General features: G+C 66.9%; 17 protein-coding genes. 10 read left to right on the top strand and 7 right to left on the bottom strand.

Features of this window, described 5'->3' with window-relative positions:
• Window positions 1–170 precede the first annotated feature (170 nt).
• The 5 genes from CLI93_RS05155 to CLI93_RS05175 all read left to right on the top strand — a co-directional run bounded on the left by CLI93_RS05155 (window position 171) and on the right by CLI93_RS05175 (window position 6,815).
• Window positions 171–2,342, top strand: coding sequence for a 3-hydroxyacyl-CoA dehydrogenase NAD-binding domain-containing protein (locus CLI93_RS05155; RefSeq protein ID WP_095995715.1), 2,172 nt, complete (start codon window positions 171–173; stop codon window positions 2,340–2,342).
• The gene (locus CLI93_RS05160) at window positions 2,339–3,160 is read left to right on the top strand and encodes an oxepin-CoA hydrolase, alternative type (RefSeq protein WP_095542691.1); all 822 of its coding nucleotides are present in this window, start codon (window positions 2,339–2,341) and stop codon (window positions 3,158–3,160) included. Before CLI93_RS05155 ends, CLI93_RS05160 begins: the two co-directional genes overlap by 4 nt.
• Before the next feature lie 10 nt (window positions 3,161–3,170).
• Window positions 3,171–4,472, top strand: a complete 1,302-nt coding sequence (locus tag CLI93_RS05165) for a CaiB/BaiF CoA transferase family protein (RefSeq protein ID WP_095542705.1) — start codon at window positions 3,171–3,173, stop codon at window positions 4,470–4,472.
• Between the two features lie 107 nt (window positions 4,473–4,579).
• Window positions 4,580–5,719, top strand: coding sequence for a tripartite tricarboxylate transporter substrate binding protein (locus CLI93_RS05170; protein WP_238945840.1), 1,140 nt, complete (start codon window positions 4,580–4,582; stop codon window positions 5,717–5,719).
• 109 nt (window positions 5,720–5,828) lie between these two features.
• Window positions 5,829–6,815, top strand: coding sequence for a tripartite tricarboxylate transporter substrate binding protein (locus tag CLI93_RS05175; protein ID WP_238945839.1), 987 nt, complete (start codon window positions 5,829–5,831; stop codon window positions 6,813–6,815).
• A 37-nt stretch (window positions 6,816–6,852) separates the two neighbouring features.
• Here CLI93_RS05175 and CLI93_RS05180 read toward each other — a convergent pair whose 3' ends face one another.
• The 5 genes from CLI93_RS05180 to gatC form a co-directional block, all read right to left on the bottom strand.
• Entirely contained in the window at window positions 6,853–7,275 is a 423-nt protein-coding gene (locus CLI93_RS05180; protein ID WP_095542689.1) for a nuclear transport factor 2 family protein, read from the bottom strand.
• A 56-nt stretch (window positions 7,276–7,331) separates the two neighbouring features.
• Window positions 7,332–8,780: an Asp-tRNA(Asn)/Glu-tRNA(Gln) amidotransferase subunit GatB gene (gene gatB / locus CLI93_RS05185; protein ID WP_095542688.1), complete on the bottom strand. Its 1,449-nt coding sequence runs from the start codon at window positions 8,778–8,780 to the stop codon at window positions 7,332–7,334.
• Window positions 8,781–8,867: 87 nt separating this feature from the next.
• Entirely contained in the window at window positions 8,868–9,581 is a 714-nt protein-coding gene (locus CLI93_RS05190; protein WP_095542687.1) for a DUF3800 domain-containing protein, read from the bottom strand.
• A gap of 12 nt (window positions 9,582–9,593) precedes the next feature.
• Complete coding sequence (gatA, locus tag CLI93_RS05195; protein ID WP_095995716.1) at window positions 9,594–11,084, bottom strand: Asp-tRNA(Asn)/Glu-tRNA(Gln) amidotransferase subunit GatA; 1,491 nt, start codon at window positions 11,082–11,084, stop codon at window positions 9,594–9,596.
• Between the two features lie 139 nt (window positions 11,085–11,223).
• The gene (gene gatC, locus CLI93_RS05200) at window positions 11,224–11,523 is read right to left on the bottom strand and encodes an Asp-tRNA(Asn)/Glu-tRNA(Gln) amidotransferase subunit GatC (protein ID WP_095995717.1); all 300 of its coding nucleotides are present in this window, start codon (window positions 11,521–11,523) and stop codon (window positions 11,224–11,226) included.
• 322 nt (window positions 11,524–11,845) lie between these two features.
• On the opposite strand from gatC, the gene CLI93_RS05210 reads away from it, so the two are divergent.
• The 4 genes from CLI93_RS05210 to mrdA all read left to right on the top strand — a co-directional run bounded on the left by CLI93_RS05210 (window position 11,846) and on the right by mrdA (window position 16,490).
• A complete protein-coding gene (locus tag CLI93_RS05210) occupies window positions 11,846–12,886 on the top strand; it encodes a rod shape-determining protein (protein ID WP_095540328.1) in 1,041 nt (346 codons plus the stop codon).
• A gap of 108 nt (window positions 12,887–12,994) precedes the next feature.
• On the top strand, window positions 12,995–13,945 hold the full coding sequence (gene mreC / locus CLI93_RS05215; RefSeq protein ID WP_095542684.1) for a rod shape-determining protein MreC: 951 nt from the start codon (window positions 12,995–12,997) through the stop codon (window positions 13,943–13,945).
• A gap of 5 nt (window positions 13,946–13,950) precedes the next feature.
• On the top strand, window positions 13,951–14,475 hold the full coding sequence (mreD, locus tag CLI93_RS05220) for a rod shape-determining protein MreD (protein WP_095542683.1): 525 nt from the start codon (window positions 13,951–13,953) through the stop codon (window positions 14,473–14,475).
• A complete protein-coding gene (gene mrdA, locus CLI93_RS05225) occupies window positions 14,472–16,490 on the top strand; it encodes a penicillin-binding protein 2 (RefSeq protein WP_095542682.1) in 2,019 nt (672 codons plus the stop codon). Before mreD ends, mrdA begins: the two co-directional genes overlap by 4 nt.
• A gap of 77 nt (window positions 16,491–16,567) precedes the next feature.
• On the opposite strand, the gene CLI93_RS05230 is transcribed toward mrdA, so the two are convergent.
• Entirely contained in the window at window positions 16,568–17,155 is a 588-nt protein-coding gene (locus tag CLI93_RS05230; protein ID WP_095542702.1) for a DJ-1/PfpI family protein, read from the bottom strand.
• 101 nt (window positions 17,156–17,256) lie between these two features.
• Window positions 17,257–18,018 (bottom strand): sulfite exporter TauE/SafE family protein, encoded by a 762-nt coding sequence (locus CLI93_RS05235; RefSeq protein ID WP_095542681.1) that lies wholly within the window; start codon window positions 18,016–18,018, stop codon window positions 17,257–17,259.
• 87 nt (window positions 18,019–18,105) lie between these two features.
• Here CLI93_RS05235 and CLI93_RS05240 point away from each other — a divergent pair, with 87 nt between their 5' ends.
• Entirely contained in the window at window positions 18,106–19,218 is a 1,113-nt protein-coding gene (locus CLI93_RS05240; protein WP_095542680.1) for an enoyl-CoA hydratase/isomerase family protein, read from the top strand.
• Window positions 19,219–19,775: the final 557 nt, after the last annotated feature.

Consider the following 19,775-nt stretch of genomic DNA (forward strand, 5'->3'; position numbering starts at 1 on the left):
CCATGCCCAACCGCTTCTTGCCCAGTTGCGCCGAGCGGTTGAGCAGGATTTGAGCCTCACGCTGACTGCACGCCCCGTGCCGCTGTCGGCTGGCGGACAGCCTTTGCCATGCCTTGCATTTAGCATGGCCCCTCGTCCGCTGGAAACCGAACAGAAAAGGCCTTTTCTTCATGTCCGACCTTGCCTCTTCCCCCAACCCGAATGCTGCGGCGCCCTTGCTGCGGCAGCAGCATGGCCCGGTGTTGGCGCTGCAGTTGCAGCGCGCGCCTGTGCTGGCCGATCAGGCCGTCGTGTGCGCCGCCCTGCAGCAGGCGCTGCAACAGGCCCAGGACGATGCGGCCACGCAGGCCGTGCTGCTGCTGGCCGGCCCCGCCTGGGATGGCGCGCTGGACGCTGCGGCCGTGCAGGGCGATGCCGCGCGCACGCCCGATGGCCAGGCGCTGCGCGCGGCTTGCCAGAGCATCGAAGCCTTTCCCAAACCCGTCATCGCCGTGCTGCAACGCAGCGTGCAAGGCGCGGGCCTGGAACTGGCCCTGGCTGCGCACTACCGGCTGGCCTTGCCCTCGGCCCGTTTGGCCTGGGCCGATTGGGCGCTGGGCTTGCCGCCGGCTGCGGGCGGCATGGCGCGCGCGCTGCGTTGGATGGGCGCCGAAGCCGCTGCCGCATGGCTGCTGGGCGGCAAGGCGCTGACGGCCCAGCAGGCTCGCGATGCCGGCCTGGTCGATCAGCTGCTGGCCGATGGCGACGATGCCCTGGCCGCTGGCCTGGCCTGGGCCGGGCAGTTGCTGGCGCAGCAGGCTGGGCCGCGCCCGGCCTCGGCCCAGCCGTTGGCATCGCCTGAGCAGGCTCTGGCAGAGCTGGACGCGCAGGAGCAGGCGCAGCGCAAGAGCAGCCGCGGCCTGCAAGCGCCCGGTTTGATCCTGCAGGCGCTGCGCACGGCTGTGCAGCAGCCCTGGGTGCAGGCCCTGGCGGGCCAGCAGGCCGTGTTCGAGCAAGCCCGCGGCAGCGCCCAGCACGCCGCGCTGCTGCATGCGGCCTGGGCCGAGCGCGCCGCCGCGCAGGTGCCAGAGGCGCGCGCCGCCGCGCCGCGCCCAGTGCATTGCATCGGCGTGGTCGGCGGCGGCACCATGGGCGCAGGCATTGCCGTGGCGGCGCTGAATGCAGGCCTGCCGGTGACCATGATCGAGCGCGACGCCCAGGCCCTGGCGCGTGGCCAGGCCAATGTGGAAAAGGTCTATGACGGCCTGATTGCCAAGGGCCGCATGAGCGAGCAGGCCAAGGCCGCCACCATGGCGCGCTTTGCCGCCAGCACCGATTACGCCGCGCTGGCCGAGGTGGATCTGGTGATCGAGGCCGTGTTCGAGGATCTGGCCGTCAAGCAGGCCGTGTTTGCCCAGCTCGAGCGCGTTTGCAAGCCCGGCGCGGTGCTGGCCACCAACACCTCTTACCTGGACATCGACGCCATCGCTGCGGCCACGGGCCGGCCGCAGGACGTGATCGGCCTGCACTTCTTCAGCCCGGCGCACATCATGAAGCTGCTGGAGATCGTCGTGCCCGCGCAGGCCGCGCCGGACGTGGTGGCCACGGCCTTTGCACTGGCTGCGCGCATGAAGAAAACGCCGGTGCGCGCCGGCGTCTGCGATGGCTTCATCGGCAACCGCATTCTGGCCGTGTACAAACAGGCGGCCGATTACCTGATGGAAGACGGCGCCAGCCCCTACGAGATCGATGCCGCCGTGCGCGGCTTTGGCTACCCGATGGGGCCGTTCCAGGTCACGGACCTGGCCGGGGGCGACATCGGCTGGGCCACGCGCAAGCGCCGCGCCGCCACGCGCGATCCGCGTGCGCGCTATGTGGAGATTGCCGACCGCATCTGCGAGCGCGGCTGGTTCGGCCAAAAGACCGGGCGCGGCTTTTACCGCTATGCCGAGGGCGCGCGCAGCGGCCAGCCCGATGAGGAGGTGCTGGCCATCGCCGCTGCCGAGCGCGCGCGCAAGGGCATCACGCCGCGCAGCTTCAGCGCCGATGAGATCATGCGCCGCTACATGGCCGCCATGGTCAATGAAGGTGCCAAGGTCGTGCAGGAAGGCATTGCGCTGCGCCCGCTGGACGTGGACGCCGTGTTCCTGGGCGGCTATGGCTTTCCGCGCTGGCGCGGCGGGCCCATGCACTGGGCCGATGCGCAAGGGCTGCAGACCATCCTGGCCGACATCCAGGCTTTCGCCCAGGAAGATGCGCTGTTCTGGCAGCCTGCCGAGCTGCTGCAGCAACTGGTGGCGCAAGGGCGCAATTTCGCCAGTCTCAATGCCGCCGCAGCCACCACGGAGGAGCAGACCACATGAGCGCCCCTGCAACGACCGAGCAGCCATTGCTGCGCCAGCGCCTGGGCGCTGTGCTGCTGCTGTCCAACAACAACGTGGCGGCGCGCAACGCGCTCACGCCCGGCTTTTACCTGGGCTTGGTGCAGGCGCTGCGCGAGGCCGCAGACGATGCCAGCGTGGGCGCGATCGTGCTCACCGGCGAGGGCGGGCACTTCTGCGCTGGCGGCGATCTGCGCCAGCTGGCGCAGCGCCACGCCATGGCGCCGCAGCAGCGCCGCGAGGAGCTCGAACGCCTCAACATCCTGGTGCGCGCCATCGCCGATTGCCCCAAGCCGGTGATTGCCGCCGTCGAAGGCGCAGCCGCAGGCGCCGGGCTGTCGCTGGCGCTGGCCTGCGACATGCTGGTGGCTGCTGAAGACGCCGTGTTTTCCGTCGCTTACGTCAAAGTCGGCCTGAGCCCCGATGGCGGCGCCACGCATTTTCTGGCGCAGTTCCTCTCGCGCCAACGCATGACGCAGCTGTGCCTGACGGGCGAGCGCATCAGCGGCGTGCAACTGCATGCGCTGGGCGCCGTCAACGCGCTGACGCCGCCGGGCCAGGCGCGAGCCCAGGCGCTGGAGCTGGGCCAGCAGATCGCCCAGGGGCCGATGCAGGCCATGGCCGACATCAAGGCGCTGTGCCGCATGGCCGCCAGCCAGCCGCTGGCGCAACAGCTCGAAGAAGAGGCGCAGCGCATGGTGCAGGCCCAGGGCCGGGACGAGGCGCGCGAAGGCATTGGCGCCTTTCTCGAAAAGCGCAACCCCGATTTTGTGCGCCTGCGCCAGGCGCCGCGCGATTGAGGAGCAGGCCATGGATGCAAAAACTCAGCCCGCCGGGCGTGCGGCCCCAGATGCAGCAGATGCCGCAGCGCCGCAGCCCCTGCCGCTGGCCGGCGTGCGCGTGCTCGACCTCTCGCGCGTGTTTGCCGGGCCGCTGTGCGCCCAGGTGCTGGCCGACTTCGGCGCCGAGGTCATCAAGATCGAACACCCTGGCCGCGGCGATGACACGCGCGACTGGGGCCTGCGCATCGGCCAGACCGAGACGACCTACTACAACAGCATGAACCGCAACAAGCGCTCGGTCACGCTGGATCTGCAAACCCCGCAGGCGTTGCAGATCATCGAGGCGCTGCTGCCGCAGATCGATGTGCTGGTGCACAACTTCAAAAGCGGCGGCGCGGAAAAGCTCGGCCTGGGCTACGAGCGGCTCAAGGCGCTCAAGCCAGAGTTGATCTATTGCGCCGTGGCCGGCTACGACAGCAGCGGCCCTGAGGCCGCGCGCCCCGGTTATGACCTGGTGATCCAGGCCGAGGCCGGGCTGATGGCCCTCAACGGCGAGGCCGGGCAGCCACCGCTGAAATTTGGCGTGGCCGTGGTGGACTTGATGACCGGCATGGCCGCCGCGCAGGCCGTGCTGGCGGCATTGTTTGAGCGCCAGCGCAGCGGCCGCGGCCGGTTGATCGAAATGGCGCTGTACGACTGCGGCCTGATGGTGACTGGCTACTACGGCCTGGAGGCCCTGGAGCTGGGCCACGACCCGGCGCGCTACGGCAACGCCCATCCGTCCATCATGCCCTACGGCCTGTTCGAGGCCGCTGACGGCCCGCTCATCATTGCCGTGGGCAACAACGCGCAGTTCGAGAAGTTTTGCCTGCACGTCATCGAGCGCCCGGAGATCGTGCAGGACGAGCGTTTTGCCACCAACGTGCAGCGCGCCCGCCACCGCCAGGCGCTGGCGCCGCTGCTGCAGCAGGCCATTGCGGCCTGGCCGCGCGCGCAGTTGCTGCAGCGCTTGCGTGCGCAGGGCATCCCCTGCGGCGAAGTCAGCGGCCTGCACGAGGCGCTAAGCAGCGATCGCACCCAGCGCAGCGGCCTGCTGCAAAGGCTGCCCCACCCCGTGGCAGGCGCGGTGCCGGTGTTCGCGCCGCCTTACCGCCTCGACGGCCAGCGCCTGCCCATCCGCCATGCGCCGCCCACGCTGGGCGAGGGCACGCGCGAGGTGCTGCACAGGCTGCTGGACATGAGCGATGCGCAATTGCAGCAACTGCAGGCGCAGGGCGTGCTCAAGCTGCCCGCTGCGGCTGAGGCGTCGAGCGCATCCAAGCCTTCTTGAATGGTCTGAACGGCCCTGTGCCGGGGCCACAAGCTCGCGCATGGCGTGACCCTGGCGCAGGCGCGGGCGCTAATCTGGTCAACAACCACCGGGGAAGGAGCATCGCCATGTCCGTCATCACCGCTTGTCACGCACCGTTTCAGGCGCTGCGCCGCTGCGGCGTCGCAGGTATCGCAGGCTCTGCGCGCATTGGGAAGATGGGGGGGACTGGGCGTACGGCGCGCATGGCGCGGGCCGCCTGGGCAGCGCTGGGCGCGGCAGCTCTGCTGGCGCTGCCTGGCCTACCTGCACAGGCCAGTGAGCAGGCCCAGACCCAGATCCAGGCGCAGGCCGGGCAGGGCGCCCAGCCCTGGCCGAGCCGGCCCCTGCGCATCATCGTGCCCTATGCGCCCGGCGGCTTCACCGACCAGATGGCGCGGCTGCTGCAGCCAGGCCTGCAGCAGCGCCTGGGCCAGCCCGTGGTGGTGGACAACAAGCCTGGGGCCAACAGCATCACCGGGGTGGCCGAGCTGGCCCGCGCCGCGCCCGATGGCCACACGCTGGGCGTCGTCATCGCTGCCTACGCCGTCAATACCACGCTTTACCCCAAGCTGCCCTACGACCCGGCCAAGGACTTGCGCGGTGTCTCGCTGCTGGGCATCTCGCCGCTGGTGGCTGGGGTGGCCAAGCAGGCGCCGTTCCAATCGGCTGCCCAGCTGGTCGAGTACGCCCGGGCGCACCCGGGCAAGCTCAGCTACGGCTCATCGGGCAAGGGCGCATCGGCGCATCTGACGACCGAATTGCTCAAGTGGCGCACGAAGGTGGACATGGTGCACGTGCCCTACCGCGGCGCAGCGCCGGCGCTGGCCGACTTGATCGGCGGCCACATCGACCTGCTGCTCGATGCGCCCACCAACCTGATCGAGCACGGCGGCCCGCAAGGGCGGGTGCAGCTCATTGGCGTGGCCGGGGCCGAGCGTCTGCCGGCCATCCCCGATGTGCCCACCTTTGCCGAACAAGGCATTGCCGGCGTCGAAGGCAGCACCTGGGCCGCGCTGATCGCCCCGGCGGCCGTGCCCGACGCCGTGGTGCAGCAGCTCGCCCAGGCCACGGCGCAAATCCTGCAAGAGCCCGCAGTGCAGGCCACGCTGCAGCGCATGGGCACCTTCCCCAAAGGCCTGCCGCCGGCCCAGACCGATGCCTTCATGGCCGAGGAAACCGCCAAATGGGCCGGCGTCATCAAACAAGCCGGCATCACGCTGGATTAGGGCCTGTGAGGCCCCTGGCCTGAAACGACCACCGCGACACAGCCCCACATCACCTCAACCCGCTGGCCTGGCCGGCAATGTGCAACGCCCCAATCGAAAGGAATCCACCATGCGCCAACACCCCAATCGCCGTGACTTCATGGGCCGCCAGTTGCTGGCAGGCCTGGGCCTGCTGACCAGCGCAGGCGCCATCCCCGCCTGGGCTGCAGGCCAGTTCAGCAAGCCGCTGCAATTGATCGTGCCCTATGGCGCGGGCGGGCCGACCGATACCTTGTTGCGCACCCTCTCGGCCCAGGCCGCGCAGGCGCTGGGTCAGGAGATCGTGATCGAAAACCGTCCCGGCGCCAATGGCACCTTCGGCGCGGTGGCCCTGGCGCGGGCGCGCGATGGGCACACCATTGCCGTGCTGCCGGCAACGGTGTTTCGCGAGCCTTTTCTGACCAAGGTCAGCTTCGATCCGCTCAAGCTGAGCTACATCATCTGCATGACCAATTACGTGTTCGGCTTCGCCGTGCGCCAGGATGCGCGCTGGAAAAACTGGCAGGATTTTGCGCAAGAGGCCAAGCAGCGCCCAGGCCAGCTGACAGTGGGCGTGACCGGCGCCACCGGCACGCCGCGCATCGTCATGGGCGAGGTGGCGCAGGCGCTGGGGCTGGAGCTCAACATCGTGCCTTACAAGAGCGACAGCGACATCACCACCGAGCTGCTGGGCGGCCACCTGGACGCTGCGGCCATGACGGGCACAGCGGTGCAGTACATCCGCGCCGGGCGCATGAGGTATTTGGCCATGCTCACCGAGCAGCGCTCGGAGCTGTTTCCCGATTTGCCCACCATGCGCGAGCTGGGCGCTGACACCTGGGTGGATTCGCCCTTTGGTCTGGCCGGCCCGCCGGGCATGGACGCGGCCCAAGTGCAGGCTGTGCACGATGCCTTCAAGCAGGCGCTGGAATCGGACGCAGGGCGCCAGGCGCTGGCGCAGCTTAACCAGCCGCTGAACTACATGGGCCCCAAGGAATACGCGGCCTATGCGGCGCAGAGCATGGCCAAGGAAAAGGCGCGCGTGGAGCAGCTGCGCGCGCAAGGGCTGCTGGGCTGAGCCATCGGGCTGAGTGATTGGGCCTGTGAGAGGCCCTTCAATCCGCGCTGCGCTGGGCCTGCTGCGCCAGCGCAGCGCGCATGTGCTGCACCACGCCTTCGAGCGCCTTGAGCGGGCGCACCATGACTTTGAAGCGGGTAATCAGCCCGGCGTCGTCCCATTCGATCATGTCGATGCCGTTGACCTGCAGGCCGCCATCGAGCTGCACGCTGAACTCCAGCACCGCCGACTGCGCGCCGCGCCAGGTGTTCAGGTACTGAAAGCTGTCTTGGCCCAGCACCTGCATGGCCGCCAGCAGATAGGCCATGGTCAGCGCCCGGCCCTGTTGCGGCGTGTGAACGGCCGGGGAGAGGAACACCACGTCCGGGTGCAGCAAGGCCTGCAGCTGCGTCGGGTCACGGCTTTGCAGCACCTGGTGCCAGCGCTGCAGCGGGTCGGTCGATGGGGTGGGGCTGTTCATGGCGCTCCTTTGCAGAGTTGTGTGGCGCAGCAGCTTGCAGGCATTGCTTGGACAGCTTAGCCCGCCAGCTTGGCCTTGAGCAATTCGTTGACCTGTTGCGGGTTGGCCTTGCCCTTGCTGGCTTTCATCACCTGGCCGACCAGGGCGTTGAAGGCTTTGTCTTTGCCGGCCTTGTATTGCTCGACGTTGGCGGGGTTGGCGGCGATCACCTCGTCGATGATTTTTTCCAGCGCGCCGCTGTCATTCATTTGCTTGAGGCCCTTGGCCTCGATGACGGCATCGACCTTGCTGGCCTGGCCGCTCCACAGGGCTTCAAAGACTTGCTTGGCGGCGTTGTTGGAGATGGTGCCGTCGTGGATGCGGCCGATCAGCGCCGCCAGTTGCGCCGGGCGCACGGGGGCGGCTTCGATGCCGATTTCCTCGGTGTTGAGGCGGCGCGAGATTTCGCCCATCACCCAGTTGCTCACCAGCTTGGCCTGGCCGCAGGCTTGGGCCGCTTCTTCAAAGTAAGCGCCCATGGCCTGGCTTTGCGTCAGCGTGGTGGCGTCGTATTCGGGCAGGCCCCAGTCGCGCACGAAGCGCTCGGCCATCTGGCGCGGCAGCTCGGGCATGTCGGCCTTGACCTGCGCGATCCACTCGGGGGCGATGACCAGCGGCGGCAGATCCGGGTCGGGGAAGTAGCGGTAGTCGGCGCTGTCTTCCTTGGTGCGCATGGCGCGGGTCTCGCCCGTGGCGGGGTCGAACAGCACGGTGGCCTGCTCGATGGCGTGGCCGTCCTCGAGCTGCTCGATCTGCCAGCGGATCTCGTAGTCGATGGCTTGCTGCATGTAGCGAAAGCTGTTGAGGTTCTTGATCTCGCGGCGCGTGCCAAAGGGCTGGCCGGGCTTGCGCACGGAGACGTTGGCATCGCAGCGGAAGTTGCCCTCCTGCATGTTGCCGTCGCAGATGCCGATCCAGGTGACGATCTTGTGCAGTTCCTTGGCGTAGGCCACGGCTTCTGCGGTGGAGCGCATGTCCGGCTCGGTGACGATTTCCAGCAGCGGCGTGCCGGCGCGGTTGAGGTCGATGCCCGAGGCGTCGGGGAACTGGTCGTGCACGGATTTGCCCGCATCTTCCTCCAGGTGGGCGCGCACCAGACGCACGGTTTTTTTCTCGCCATCGACGAAGAAGCTGACCTCGCCGCCTTGCACCACGGGGATTTCGAACTGGCTGATCTGGTAGCCCTTGGGCAGATCGGGGTAGAAGTAGTTTTTGCGCGCAAAGATCGAGCGCGGCGCCACATGGCTGCCCAGCGCCAGGCCCAGGCGGATGGCGCAGGCCACGGCCTGGCGGTTCATCACCGGCAGCGTGCCGGGCAGGGCGCAATCCACCGGCGCAGTCTGCGTGTTGGGCGCGGCGCCAAAGCCCAGCGGCGCGCGGCTGAAGATTTTGCTGGCGCAGGCCAGTTGGGCGTGGGTTTCAAAGCCGATGACGACTTCGTAGCCTTGGATGAGTGCTGTGGTCATGTGGATGTGCTGTTGTAGAATCGCCCGCAACGACTCGCGCCGTTCCTGTAAGCGGTATCTTCAAGTGTGAAGAGAGTCGTTCCTCTTTCAGGGCCAGTGTTGAATGCGAACACTGGCCTTTATTTTTTGCCAGATGGCCCAGGCCTGGGCTTCGTGCCACTTGGCAGGCGGCATGTTCTGGTGGTCAAAGCGTGCGGCCAGATACACCATTAAATCGGCTGCTTGCAGAAAGCGGCTGTGGTGCGAGTAGGTGAAGTAAATGGTGTCGTGGATGGGCTCCAGTGAGCGGCCAAACCAGTATTTGGTCGAGCCCGCTTGCTTGTAGGCGGAGAAGTCCATGACGGCCTGGGTGATTTCATCGGCTTCATAGTCGCAAAAGACCAGGCCGCGCGCTTCTTGCTGTTCGAGAAATTCGCTGTAGCGCTCCAGGATCAGCATCAGCCCCAGGCGGTATTCCGGCTCTGGCGTCGTGTAGCGCTTGCGGTGCTTGGCCACGTCGATGCGGATCAACTGCAGTGGCAGGGCCAGCTCCACCAAGGCGTCGGCCACGGCATTGAAGACTTTAAGGCGTTCAGGCAGCGAGTGCCTGCGCAGATTGCCCTTGCCGTGGAAGAGCTCCTTGCCATGCAATTCGGTCTTGGCCGAGAGCACGGAGCTGCCGAAAATGTCCGTCTGGATCTGGCGCAGGCGTTTTTCCAGCTCCGGCAGGGCTTCTTCCGAGACGTAAATGCCGCCGATCCAAAACGAGTCCCGCCCCGTTGAGAGGTCGAACTTGTTTTCGTCGAAATAGGCCAGCCACATAAGCCACGCAACTCAAAAGCCAGCGGGCGTTTGCAAATGCCAATCCGTGGCCTGTTGCAGGCGGTGGGCGACGTTCAGCAGGCGCGCTTCCTGCAGGTAGTTGCCAATCAGTTGCAGGCCCACGGGCATGCCGCCTGCTCCAAAACCGGCGGGCACGCTCATGCCGGGCAGGCCCGCCAGCGAGGCGGGCAGGGTGAAGATGTCGGCCAGGTAGTCGGCCAGCGGATCCTTGTGCGCGCCAATGGCCCAGGCGGTGCTGGGTGCCACGGGGCCGGCGATGACGTCGCACTGCTGGAAGGCGCGCTGGAAGTCGTCGGCGATCATGCGGCGCAGCTTCAGGGCCTTGAGGTAGTAGGCGTCGTAGTAGCCGTGCGAGAGCACGTAGGTGCCGACCATGATGCGGCGTTTGACTTCCTCGCCAAAGCCTTCGCTGCGGGTGCGCACGTACATGTCGTTCAGGTCGTCGTATTGCGCGGCGCGGTGGCCGAACTTGACGCCATCGAAACGGCTGAGGTTGGAGCTGGCCTCGGCCGGGGCGATGATGTAGTAGACGGGGATGGACAGCTCGGTGCGCGGCAGCGAGACGGGCACCAGCTTGGCGCCGAGCTTTTCGTATTCCTTGAGGGCGGCCTCGACGGCGGCGCGCACGTCGCCTGCAATGCCGTCGCCGAAGAACTCCTGTGGCACGCCGATGCGCAGGCCTTCGATGCTGTCGTTCAGTTGGCGAGTGAAGTCTTCGGCAGGGGCGTCCAGGCTGGTGGAGTCGTGCTCGGGGTCGGGGCCGGCCATGGCCGAGAGCAGCAGCGCGCAGTCTTGGGCCGAGCGGGCCATGGGGCCGGCCTGGTCGAGGCTGGAGGCAAAGGCGATCATGCCGTAGCGGCTGACGCGCCCGTAAGTGGGCTTGATGCCGGTGATGCCGCAGAAGGCGGCGGGTTGGCGGATGGAGCCGCCGGTGTCGGTGCCGGTGGCCGCGGGGGTCAGGCCTGCGGCCACTGCGGCGGCGCTGCCGCCCGAGGAGCCGCCGGGCACGCGGCTGGCATCCCAGGGGTTGCGGCAGGGCGCGGCTTGTGACTGGCCGATGGGGGCGATGGCGGTGTTTTCATTGCCCGAGCCCATGGCGAATTCATCGCAGCTGAGCTTGCCCAGCGTGACCGCGCCGGCGGCGGCCAGCTTGTGCACCACGGTGGCGTCGAACGGCGAGCGGTAGCCGGCCAGCATCTTCGAGGCGGCGGTGCTGGGCCAGCCCTGGGTGACGAAGATGTCCTTGTGCGCCAGCGGCAGGCCTTCCAGCGCGCCGGCCTGGCCAGCGGCCAGGCGGTCGTCAGCGGCGCGGGCCAGGGCCAGCGTCAGTTCTTCATCCACGGCCAGGAAGGCGCCCAGCGCCTGGTGCTGGCGGATGCGGGCCAGAAAGTGTTGTGCCAGCTCGGTGGCGGAGATGCGGCGCTGGCGCAGAGCGGCATTCAGTTCACGCAGGCTCTGGGCGTGCAAGTCGGTGGTGCTCATGGATCAGGGCGGGATCGGGCAGTGTGGGTTTTCAATGCGAGAAAGCGGTGCAGGCCGCCGAAGGCGCTGCGCTGGCCAGCCCGATGCCGGGCAGGGCGGCGTGCGCAAAGGGCAGTGTGCGCTGGGCGGCAGGGCCTGCTTATTCGATCACTTTGGGCACGAGGAAGAAGCCGTCCTCGGCGGCGGGGGCGTTTTGCATGTTGCCTTCGCGCTGGCTGCGGGCATCGGGCTCGTCCGGTTGCAGGCGCAGCTGAATGTCTTCGATGGCGGAGACGGGGTGAAACAGCGGTTCGATGCCGCTGGTGTCCACCGCCTCCATGCGTTCGACCAGCTCGAAAAAGCTGTTGATCTGGGCCAGCAGCGCCTGGCTTTGTGGCTCGTCAAAGGACAGCTTGGAGAGGCTGGCAATGCGGTGTAGGTCGTCGGAGGTCAGGGCCATGTCGTGGAATACGGGGCTTGGCATTGCCTTGGCGGCGCAGCCGGGGATGCCATGGGGAAGTTCGCGTGCGGGGATGGGCGCGCGACTCAACGGGCTGAGGCAGTGGCCAAAGGCTCGGTCATGGGCAGTCTGCTTCAGCAGCGTGAACAGGTGCGGTATTATCTGCCCTTTGCCGTCTTTTCAGAACATTTGAGGCTTGTTCGCGCCGTCTTGGGCCGCCTGGGCAAAGGGTGGCGGTGAACAGGCCATCATCGCGTTTGCGAACGCCACCGCTGCGGCGCACTGGAGCGCGCCGGGCAGCGCTGGCAAAGGATTTTTTTCAATGATCGGATCTTTGCGTCGCTATTTCTCCACCGATTTGGCGATTGATCTTGGCACGGCCAACACCTTGATCTTTGCGCGTGGCAAAGGGGTGGTGTTGGATGAACCTTCGGTGGTCGCCATCCGCCTGAGCACAGGGGGCAAGAAGGTGATCCAGGCCGTGGGCCATGAGGCCAAGGCCATGCTGGGCAAGGTGCCAGGCAACATCGAGGCCATCCGCCCCATGAAGGATGGCGTGATTGCCGATTTCGTCATCACCGAGCAGATGATCAAGCAGTTCATCCGCATGGTGCATCCGCGCTCGCTGCTGGCGCCGCAGCCGCGCATCATCATTTGCGTGCCCTGCGGCTCCACCCCGGTGGAGCGCCGCGCCATCAAGGATGCGGCGCTCAAGGCTGGCGCATCCAAGGTCTATTTGATCGAGGAGCCCATGGCCGCTGGCATCGGCGCGGGCCTGCCCGTGTCCGAGGCGCGCGGCTCCATGGTGGTGGACATTGGCGGCGGCACGACTGAGGTGGGGGTGATCTCGCTGGGCGGCATGGTCTACAAAGGCAGCGTGCGAGTGGGCGGCGACAAGTTCGACGAGGCCATCGTCAACTACATCCGCCGCAATTACGGCATGCTCATTGGCGAGCAAACGGCTGAGCTCATCAAAAAGGAAATCGGCTCGGCCTTCCCCGGCGGCGAGGTGCTGGAGATGGAGGTCAAGGGCCGCAACCTCAGCGAAGGCGTGCCGCGCAGCTTCACCATCTCCAGCAACGAGGTGCTTGAAGCACTGACCGAGCCGCTCAACCAGATTGTCTCGGCCGTGAAGACGGCGCTGGAGCAGACCCCGCCCGAGCTGGGCGCGGACATTGCCGAGCGCGGCATGATGCTCACAGGCGGCGGCGCGCTGCTGCGTGATCTGGACCGCCTGCTGGCCGAGGAAACTGGCCTGCCAGTGCTGGTGGCCGAGACGCCGCTGGCCTGCGTGGTGCGCGGCTGTGGCATGGCGCTGGATCGCATCGACGACATGGCCAGCATCTTCACCGACGAAGGCTGACGGGTGGGGTCCATGGCTGCACTACTGCCGTGCGCCTTTTGCCACCACCGCGCCCTGGCGCATGCGCCAGCCGGGGCATTGATTCACACTCACCGATAGCCGGCCATCATGTTCGAGCGCCGCACGCCACGCATCTTCACGGATGGCACCACGCCGGCGGCGAAGCTGCTGGTATTTGGCGCGCTGGCCATTTTGTTGATGGTCGTCGATGGGCGCTTTCAGGTTGCCGGGCCGCTGCGCCAGGCCGTGGGCGCGGCTGTTTATCCGCTGCAATGGCTGATGGGCCAGCCCGTGCAGGCTTGGCGCACGCTGGAAGGCTATACGCAGGATTTGCGCCAGGCGCAAGAGCAGGCGCAGCAGGCGCAGCGCGAAGCCATGGCGCTGGCAGAGCGGGTCAACCACGTTGAATACCTGGAGCGCGAGAACGAAAGCCTGCGTAGCTTGCTGGAGCTGCGCGCGCGCGTTTCCACCAAGGCCTTGTCGGCCGAAGTGGCCTATGCCGCGCCCGACCCTTACACCAACCGGCTGGTGATCGACAAAGGGCAGCTGGCAGGCGTTCGCCCCGGCGCGCCGGTGCTCGATTCGTTTGGCGTGCTCGGCCAGGTCACGCAGGTTTTTCCTTTCTCCAGCGAGGTGCGTGTGGTCACCGATCGCGACCAGAGCGTGCCGGTGATGAGCTTGCGCACCGGGCTGCGCATGGTGGCATCCGGGGTGCGCGCGGCCAGCAGCGGCGGGCGCATGGAGCTGCGCTTTGTGCCGACCGGCTCGGACGTGCAGGAAGGCGATGTGCTGGTCACCAGCGGCATCGACGGCTACTATCCGCCGGGCGTGCCCGTGGGGACTGTGAACTTCGTCGAAACGCACAGCGATGCCCCCTTCATTCGCATCTTTGCCCAGGCCCTGGCCCAGGTGCAAAGTGCCCGCTACGTGATGGTGCTCGAACCCGTAGGCCTGTATGGCGAGCACGGGCCTGAGCCCCCACAGCTGCCGCCCGAGCCAGTGACGCCAGGCAATGCGGGCCAAGGGCAGACCGGGGCTGCCAGGGCCGCAGGGAGGTAGGCCACATGTTCAACATTCACCGCACTGAACAGCTTCTGCGTCCGGCCAGGCCCCTATTCATTGCCGCCAGCCTGCTGGCTGCGCTGTGCCTGCATGCCTTGCCCATGGGCCAAGTGCCGTGGTTTCCCGATGTCATGCTGCTGGTACTGTGCTTCTGGGCCTTGCACCAGCCCCAGCGCGTGGGCATTGGCACGGCCTTTGTGCTGGGGGTGGCCGTAGACGTGCTGCACGCCAGCTTGCTGGGCCAGCATGCGCTGGCCTACATCGTGGCCGTGTTTTGGGTGCAGACGGTGCAGAACCGCCTGCGTTGGTACCAGGGCGGTATGCAGCAAGCCATCTTGCTGCTGTTGCCGTTTTTTTTCGTTAGCGCTCTGCAGGCCTGCCTGGGCTGGCTCTCCAGCCGCATCTGGCCTTCTTCTCTGGTGTTTCTGGCCCCGCTGCTACAGGCTTTGCTGTGGCCGCTGGTGCGGCACTGGCTGCTGGCGCCACAGCTCAGCCCCTTGACGGAAAAAGAGCGGCGTCCGCTATGACTGGCTTTGAGGATGTGAAAAATGATGCTGGCCGCTTCACGGGTCGCATCGTTTTCATGGCTTTGCTGGTGCTGGCTGGCATGTTGGTGCTGGCCAGCCGGGCTTATTACCTGCAGGTGCTGCACCATGAGGAGTTTCAGGAGCGCGCCGAGAGCAACCGCACGGCAGTCGTGCCCATCGTGCCCTACCGGGGCAACATCGTCGACCGCAACGGCGTGCTGCTGGCGGGCAACTACTCGGCCTATACGCTGGAGATCTCGCCGGCGCGGGTGCGCAACCTGGAGCAGACCATCAACGAGTTGGCCGAGCTGGTGGACATTCAGCCCATCCACCGGCGTCGCTTTGAGCGCCTGCGCAGCGAGGCCGGGCGCTACGACTCGCTGCCCATCCGCACCCAGCTCAGTGACGAGGAAGTGGCGCGCTTTGCCGCGCAGAGCTGGCGCTTTCCTGGCGTGCAAGTGGCCGCGCGGCTGTTTCGCACCTACCCCATGGGCAACACCGCCAGCCACGTGATCGGTTACATCGGCCGTATCACACAGCAAAACCTTGAGCGCATCGAGGAGCGCGACGAAGAAGCCAATTACCGTGGCTCGACCCACATTGGCAAGCTGGGCATCGAGGACAGTTACGAGAGTGAACTGCACGGCATCACGGGCGTGGAGCAGCTCGAGCGCTCTTCGGCCGGGCGGCCGTTGCGCGTCATGGACAGCTCCCCGGCGCGCGCGGGCAACACCGTCGTGCTGTCGCTGGACATCAAGCTGCAGCGCCTGGTCGAGGAGCTCTTTGGCGAACGGCGCGGCGCGTTGGTGGCCATCGACCCGAGCAATGGCGAAATCCTGGCCATGGTCAGCATGCCGACCTTCAACCCCAACCTGTTCGTCGAAGGCATTGATCAGGAAAACTGGCAGGCCCTGAATGAATCCATCGACCGGCCGCTGTTCAACCGCGCGCTGCGCGGCACCTACCCACCAGGCTCGACCTACAAGCCCTTCATGGCCCTGGCCGCGCTGGAGACTGGCGCGCGCAGCGCCAACACCGTCATCCAGGACGGCGGCACCTGGACCCTGGCCGGCCACCGCTACCGCAGCGGCGCGGCGCTGGGCCCGGTGGACATGCGCCGCAGCATCACGCGCTCGAGCAACGTTTACTACTACTCGCTGGCCTATGAGATGGGCGTGGAGAAAATTCACGACTTCATGAAACCGCTGGGCTTTGGCCAGCTCACCGGCATTGACCTCAACGGCGAAAGCCGTGGCATCCTGCCCAACCGCGAATGGAAGCGCAATGCTTTCAGCGATCCGCGGCGCAAGAGCTGGATCCCCGGCGACACGGTGTCCTTGGGCATCGGCCAGGGCTACAACAGTTTCACCATGCTGCAGCTGGCCCATGCCACGGCCACGCTGGCCAACGCAGGCATCAGCCACCGCCCGCACCTGGCCAAGGGCCGCCTGGACGTGACCCGCAACGAGCTATTGGCCATCGAGCAGCCCGCCGGTGTGGATTTGGGTTACCGGCCCGAGCACCTGCGCGTGATCGCCGAGGGCATGGAAGGCGTGGTACTGCGCGGCACCTCGCGGCGTGTGTTTGCTGGCGCGCCCTACCGCTCGGCCGGCAAGACCGGCACAGCCCAGGCCGCCTCCGTCGGCCAGCGCGAGCGCTACAACGCCGCCAAGCTGGCTGAGCACCAGCGCGACCACTCGCTCTACATTGCCTTTGCGCCGCTGGAAAAGCCGCAAATCGCCGTGGCCGTCATCGTTGAAAACGCTGGCTTTGGCGCAGCCCACGCCGCTCCCATCGCGCGGCGCGTGATGGACTATTGGCTCGCTGGCCTCTACCCCAGCGCAGAAGACATCGCCGCCGTGCAGACCGGCCGTGCCACGGCCGCGCCGCTGGGCCAGCCCAGGCGGGTGGATGAAGTGGCCATGGATGCTGCCGTACTGCCACTGCACACGTTGAAGCGCAGCGGCGCCCAGCACAGCCTGGAGCCCTGGCAGCATGGCCCGCCAGCGCCTTGAGGCTTGTTCAAGAATCTCAGTCTCAGTGCAAGTGCGCCGGGCTGCACGAACCGCAGCGCCAATGGCCATGGGGCAGGTCAAAGCGGCGCAGCGAACGGGTCGTCCTGCGGGTTCTCGCTCCAGAGGTACTCGCAATGCCGGGCGATGCGCCGGGCTTCTTCCAGGCCGCAGCGCTCGGCAATGAAGGCCAGGGCCATGTCCATGCCCGCCGACACGCCCGAAGAGGTGTGGAACTTGCCGGCCTGCACCCAGCGCGCGCGCGGCTGCCACAGCACCTGGGGGCCGCAGCCTTGCACCCAGGCAAAGGCTTTCTTGTTGCTTGTGGCGCGCAGCCCGTTCAGCGCCCCGGTAGCCGCCAGCAGCGCCGCGCCCGTGCACACTGACAGCACTGTGTGCGCCTGCGCCACCCACTGGCGCAGCGTCTGCAGGAAATGCGCATCCTGCACCAGCGCCCGCGTGCCCTGGCCGCCAGGCACCAGCAGCAGCGCCTGCGCCGGCAGCTCTTTGAGCGCCGTCGTCATCACCTCGAAGCCCGCGCGGCTGCGCACCAGTCCGCCGTGCTGCGACACATAGTGCAAGCTCGCGCCTGCGTGCTGCAGCATCTCCACCGGCCCCATCAAGTCCAGCGCGTCGTAGTCGGCAAACAGCAGGCAATAGCAATCCATGGTCATCTCCTCGAAATGCACAGTCCATTCGTGATGCGGCAGTATCGGCTCATGCGCTGTGGCGGCGCAAGAGCGCGACCGGTTGCGCCCGAGCTGTGCCATCAGCGCAAAAAGGCATCCCAGAGCGAGCGGACGATCAGCAGCGAGACCACGGCCACGAAGATCCAGCGCACGAAGCCTGAGCCATAGCGCAGCGCCATGAACGTGCCCAGCATGCTGCCCAGCACGTTGGCCAGCGCCAGCGGCACGGTCAGGTGCCACCAGATATAGCCGCCCAGGCCCAGCAGCAAGATGGAGGCGCAGTTGGTGGAGATGTTCAGCAGCTTGGCGCTGGCCGAGGCGTTGAGGAAGTCGTAGCCCAGCAGGCGCACCAGCGCAAACACGAAAAAGCTGCCGGTGCCCGGGCCGAAGAAGCCGTCGTAAAAGCCAATCATCAGCCCCAGGCCGCTGGCCAGCGCGGCTTGCCGGCCTGTGCTGCCGCGCGGCTGGTGGTGGCTGCCCAAGTCTTTTTTGTACAGGGTATAGAGCAGCACGGCCAGCAGCATAAAGGGCAGCAGCTTGCGCACCAGCTGGGCCGAGACCACCGTCACCGCCCAGGCGCCGAGCATGGCGCCGGCGAAGGCACAGGCCACGGCCGGCAGCAGCACGGCCCAGTCGAAGTGCACGCGCTGCGCGTACTTCCAGGCCGCAAAGCTGGTGCCGAAGATGGCGCCGGTCTTGTTCGTGCCGCTGATCGTGGCGGGCGAGGCCAGCGGATAGACGGCAAACAGGGTGGGGAGCAACACCAGGCCGCCACCGCCGACGATGGAGTCAACGAAGCCGGCAAACAGCGATGCGAACGAAACAATGAGCCACTCTTGCATGGCGCGCGATTATCGGGCTTGCGCAGGCCGGGCAGCCTGCATAATCGGCTGCTTTGCTTGACTTGTGAACCATTCAGGAGACAACCCATGAGCGATTCCCCAGAAATCCTGACCGAAGTCCGCGGCAAGACCGGCTTCATCACCCTCAACCGCCCCAAAGCGCTCAATGCGCTGTCGCTGGGCATGGTGCGTGAGCTGGCCCGCGTGCTGCAGGCTTGGCGCGACGATCCGGCTGTGCTGGCCATTGCTATTCGCGGCAATGGGCGCGAGGGGCCGTTCGGAGCGTTCTGCGCTGGCGGGGATATTCGCTTCCTGCACCGCGCCGGCAGTGATGGCAACCCGCAGCTGGAGGACTTCTTTACCGAGGAATATCAGCTCAACCACCTCACGCACCACCTGGGCAAGCCCTACATCGCCTTCATGGACGGCATCGTCATGGGCGGCGGCATGGGCATTTCGCAAGGGGCGGATCTGCGCATCGTCACCGAGCGCACCAAGATGGCCATGCCCGAGACCGGCATTGGCCTGTTCCCAGATGTGGGCGGCGGCTACTTCCTCAGCCGTGCGCCGGGCCACGTGGGCGAATACCTGGCCTTGGTGGGCAACGTGATTGGCGCGGGCGATGCGTTGGCCTTTGGCCTGGCCGATGGTTTCATGCCCTCGGAAAAACTGGCCGCGCTGTGGGATGGTCTGGCCGGTGATTTTGCCGACTCCCAAGCCGTCAGCGACTATGTGCGCCAGCAGTTTGCCGCTGCGCCCGAAAGCCCGGCCAGCGCCCAGCGCGAGGCGATCGACCGCATCTTCGGCCTGGGCAGCGTCAAGGCCATCATCGAGGCCCTGGAGGGCGGCGCCCATGCAGACGGCCAAGCCACCTGGGCGGCCGAGACGGCGCAGACCCTGCGCAAGCGCTCGCCGCTGATGCTGCACGTGGTGCTGGAGCAAATCCGCCGTGGCCGCCAGCTCAGTCTGGCCGATGACCTGCGCATGGAGCGCGACCTGGTGCGTCACTGCTTCTACCTGCGCGATGAGCGCCAGAAGAACAGCGAGACCATCGAGGGCATTCGCGCGCTGGCAGTGGACAAGGACCACCAGCCGCAGTGGAAGCCAGCGCGCATTGAGGAGGTGGACGAGCGCGAGGTGGCGGCATTCTTCGACAGCCCTTGGCCAACCGCAGCCCATCCGCTGGCGGCGCTGGACTGACTGGGTTTGGGGCAACTCAGGTAAAATGCCCAGCCTCTGCAGGCCGCGCAGCCTGCAAGCATCCGCACGGGGCCGGCCGGCCCCGTTTCTTTATTCGCCAACCAGGTTGATGCAACGCCATGACTTTTGCCTTGACCACGACTTATCGTTGGGAGCGTGATGCCACGCTGTCGTTGGCGGCAGCGCGCAGCTACCACGCGCTGCGTGCGCTGATCGTCTGGTAATGGCGCAGCGGCCCTGCCGGCGCAGGCTGGGCCGTTGTTTCTTTGTTGTGGTCTTGCCTGGGCGCGTATGCCGCGCCCCAGTGGCCAAGCCGCCACAGCCCGCGCTGATGGGTCGGTCTGCTTTGCCGGCTGCTCCGACCTCAGGCGCAGGCCACGCCTCACTTCCCCCCAGCCTTGCAGCAGCGCAAGGCCAGCAGCGCATACTTTTTTCGCACCAGCCGCTTGCCGGCTTGGTTGATGCATCGCTTTTTCCAAGGAGCAGGAGCAATTGCCCACCACCACCCCAGCGGCCCAGTCAGCGGCCCAGTTCGCAACCCCTTACTACCGCATCGA

Source organism: Vandammella animalimorsus (assembly GCF_002288875.1).
Lineage (GTDB): Bacteria > Pseudomonadota > Gammaproteobacteria > Burkholderiales > Burkholderiaceae_C > Lampropedia > Lampropedia animalimorsus.

Coding starts and splice junctions, on each gene's coding strand:
- CLI93_RS05155 (WP_095995715.1), top strand. CDS start 171: ATGTCCGACCTTGCCTCTTCCCCCAACCCGAATGCTGCGGCGCCCTTG.
- CLI93_RS05160 (WP_095542691.1), top strand. CDS start 2,339: ATGAGCGCCCCTGCAACGACCGAGCAGCCATTGCTGCGCCAGCGCCTG.
- CLI93_RS05165 (WP_095542705.1), top strand. CDS start 3,171: ATGGATGCAAAAACTCAGCCCGCCGGGCGTGCGGCCCCAGATGCAGCA.
- CLI93_RS05170 (WP_238945840.1), top strand. CDS start 4,580: ATGTCCGTCATCACCGCTTGTCACGCACCGTTTCAGGCGCTGCGCCGC.
- CLI93_RS05175 (WP_238945839.1), top strand. CDS start 5,829: ATGCGCCAACACCCCAATCGCCGTGACTTCATGGGCCGCCAGTTGCTG.
- CLI93_RS05180 (WP_095542689.1), bottom strand. CDS start 7,275: ATGAACAGCCCCACCCCATCGACCGACCCGCTGCAGCGCTGGCACCAG.
- gatB (WP_095542688.1), bottom strand. CDS start 8,780: ATGACCACAGCACTCATCCAAGGCTACGAAGTCGTCATCGGCTTTGAA.
- CLI93_RS05190 (WP_095542687.1), bottom strand. CDS start 9,581: ATGTGGCTGGCCTATTTCGACGAAAACAAGTTCGACCTCTCAACGGGG.
- gatA (WP_095995716.1), bottom strand. CDS start 11,084: ATGAGCACCACCGACTTGCACGCCCAGAGCCTGCGTGAACTGAATGCC.
- gatC (WP_095995717.1), bottom strand. CDS start 11,523: ATGGCCCTGACCTCCGACGACCTACACCGCATTGCCAGCCTCTCCAAG.
- CLI93_RS05210 (WP_095540328.1), top strand. CDS start 11,846: ATGATCGGATCTTTGCGTCGCTATTTCTCCACCGATTTGGCGATTGAT.
- mreC (WP_095542684.1), top strand. CDS start 12,995: ATGTTCGAGCGCCGCACGCCACGCATCTTCACGGATGGCACCACGCCG.
- mreD (WP_095542683.1), top strand. CDS start 13,951: ATGTTCAACATTCACCGCACTGAACAGCTTCTGCGTCCGGCCAGGCCC.
- mrdA (WP_095542682.1), top strand. CDS start 14,472: ATGACTGGCTTTGAGGATGTGAAAAATGATGCTGGCCGCTTCACGGGT.
- CLI93_RS05230 (WP_095542702.1), bottom strand. CDS start 17,155: ATGGATTGCTATTGCCTGCTGTTTGCCGACTACGACGCGCTGGACTTG.
- CLI93_RS05235 (WP_095542681.1), bottom strand. CDS start 18,018: ATGCAAGAGTGGCTCATTGTTTCGTTCGCATCGCTGTTTGCCGGCTTC.
- CLI93_RS05240 (WP_095542680.1), top strand. CDS start 18,106: ATGAGCGATTCCCCAGAAATCCTGACCGAAGTCCGCGGCAAGACCGGC.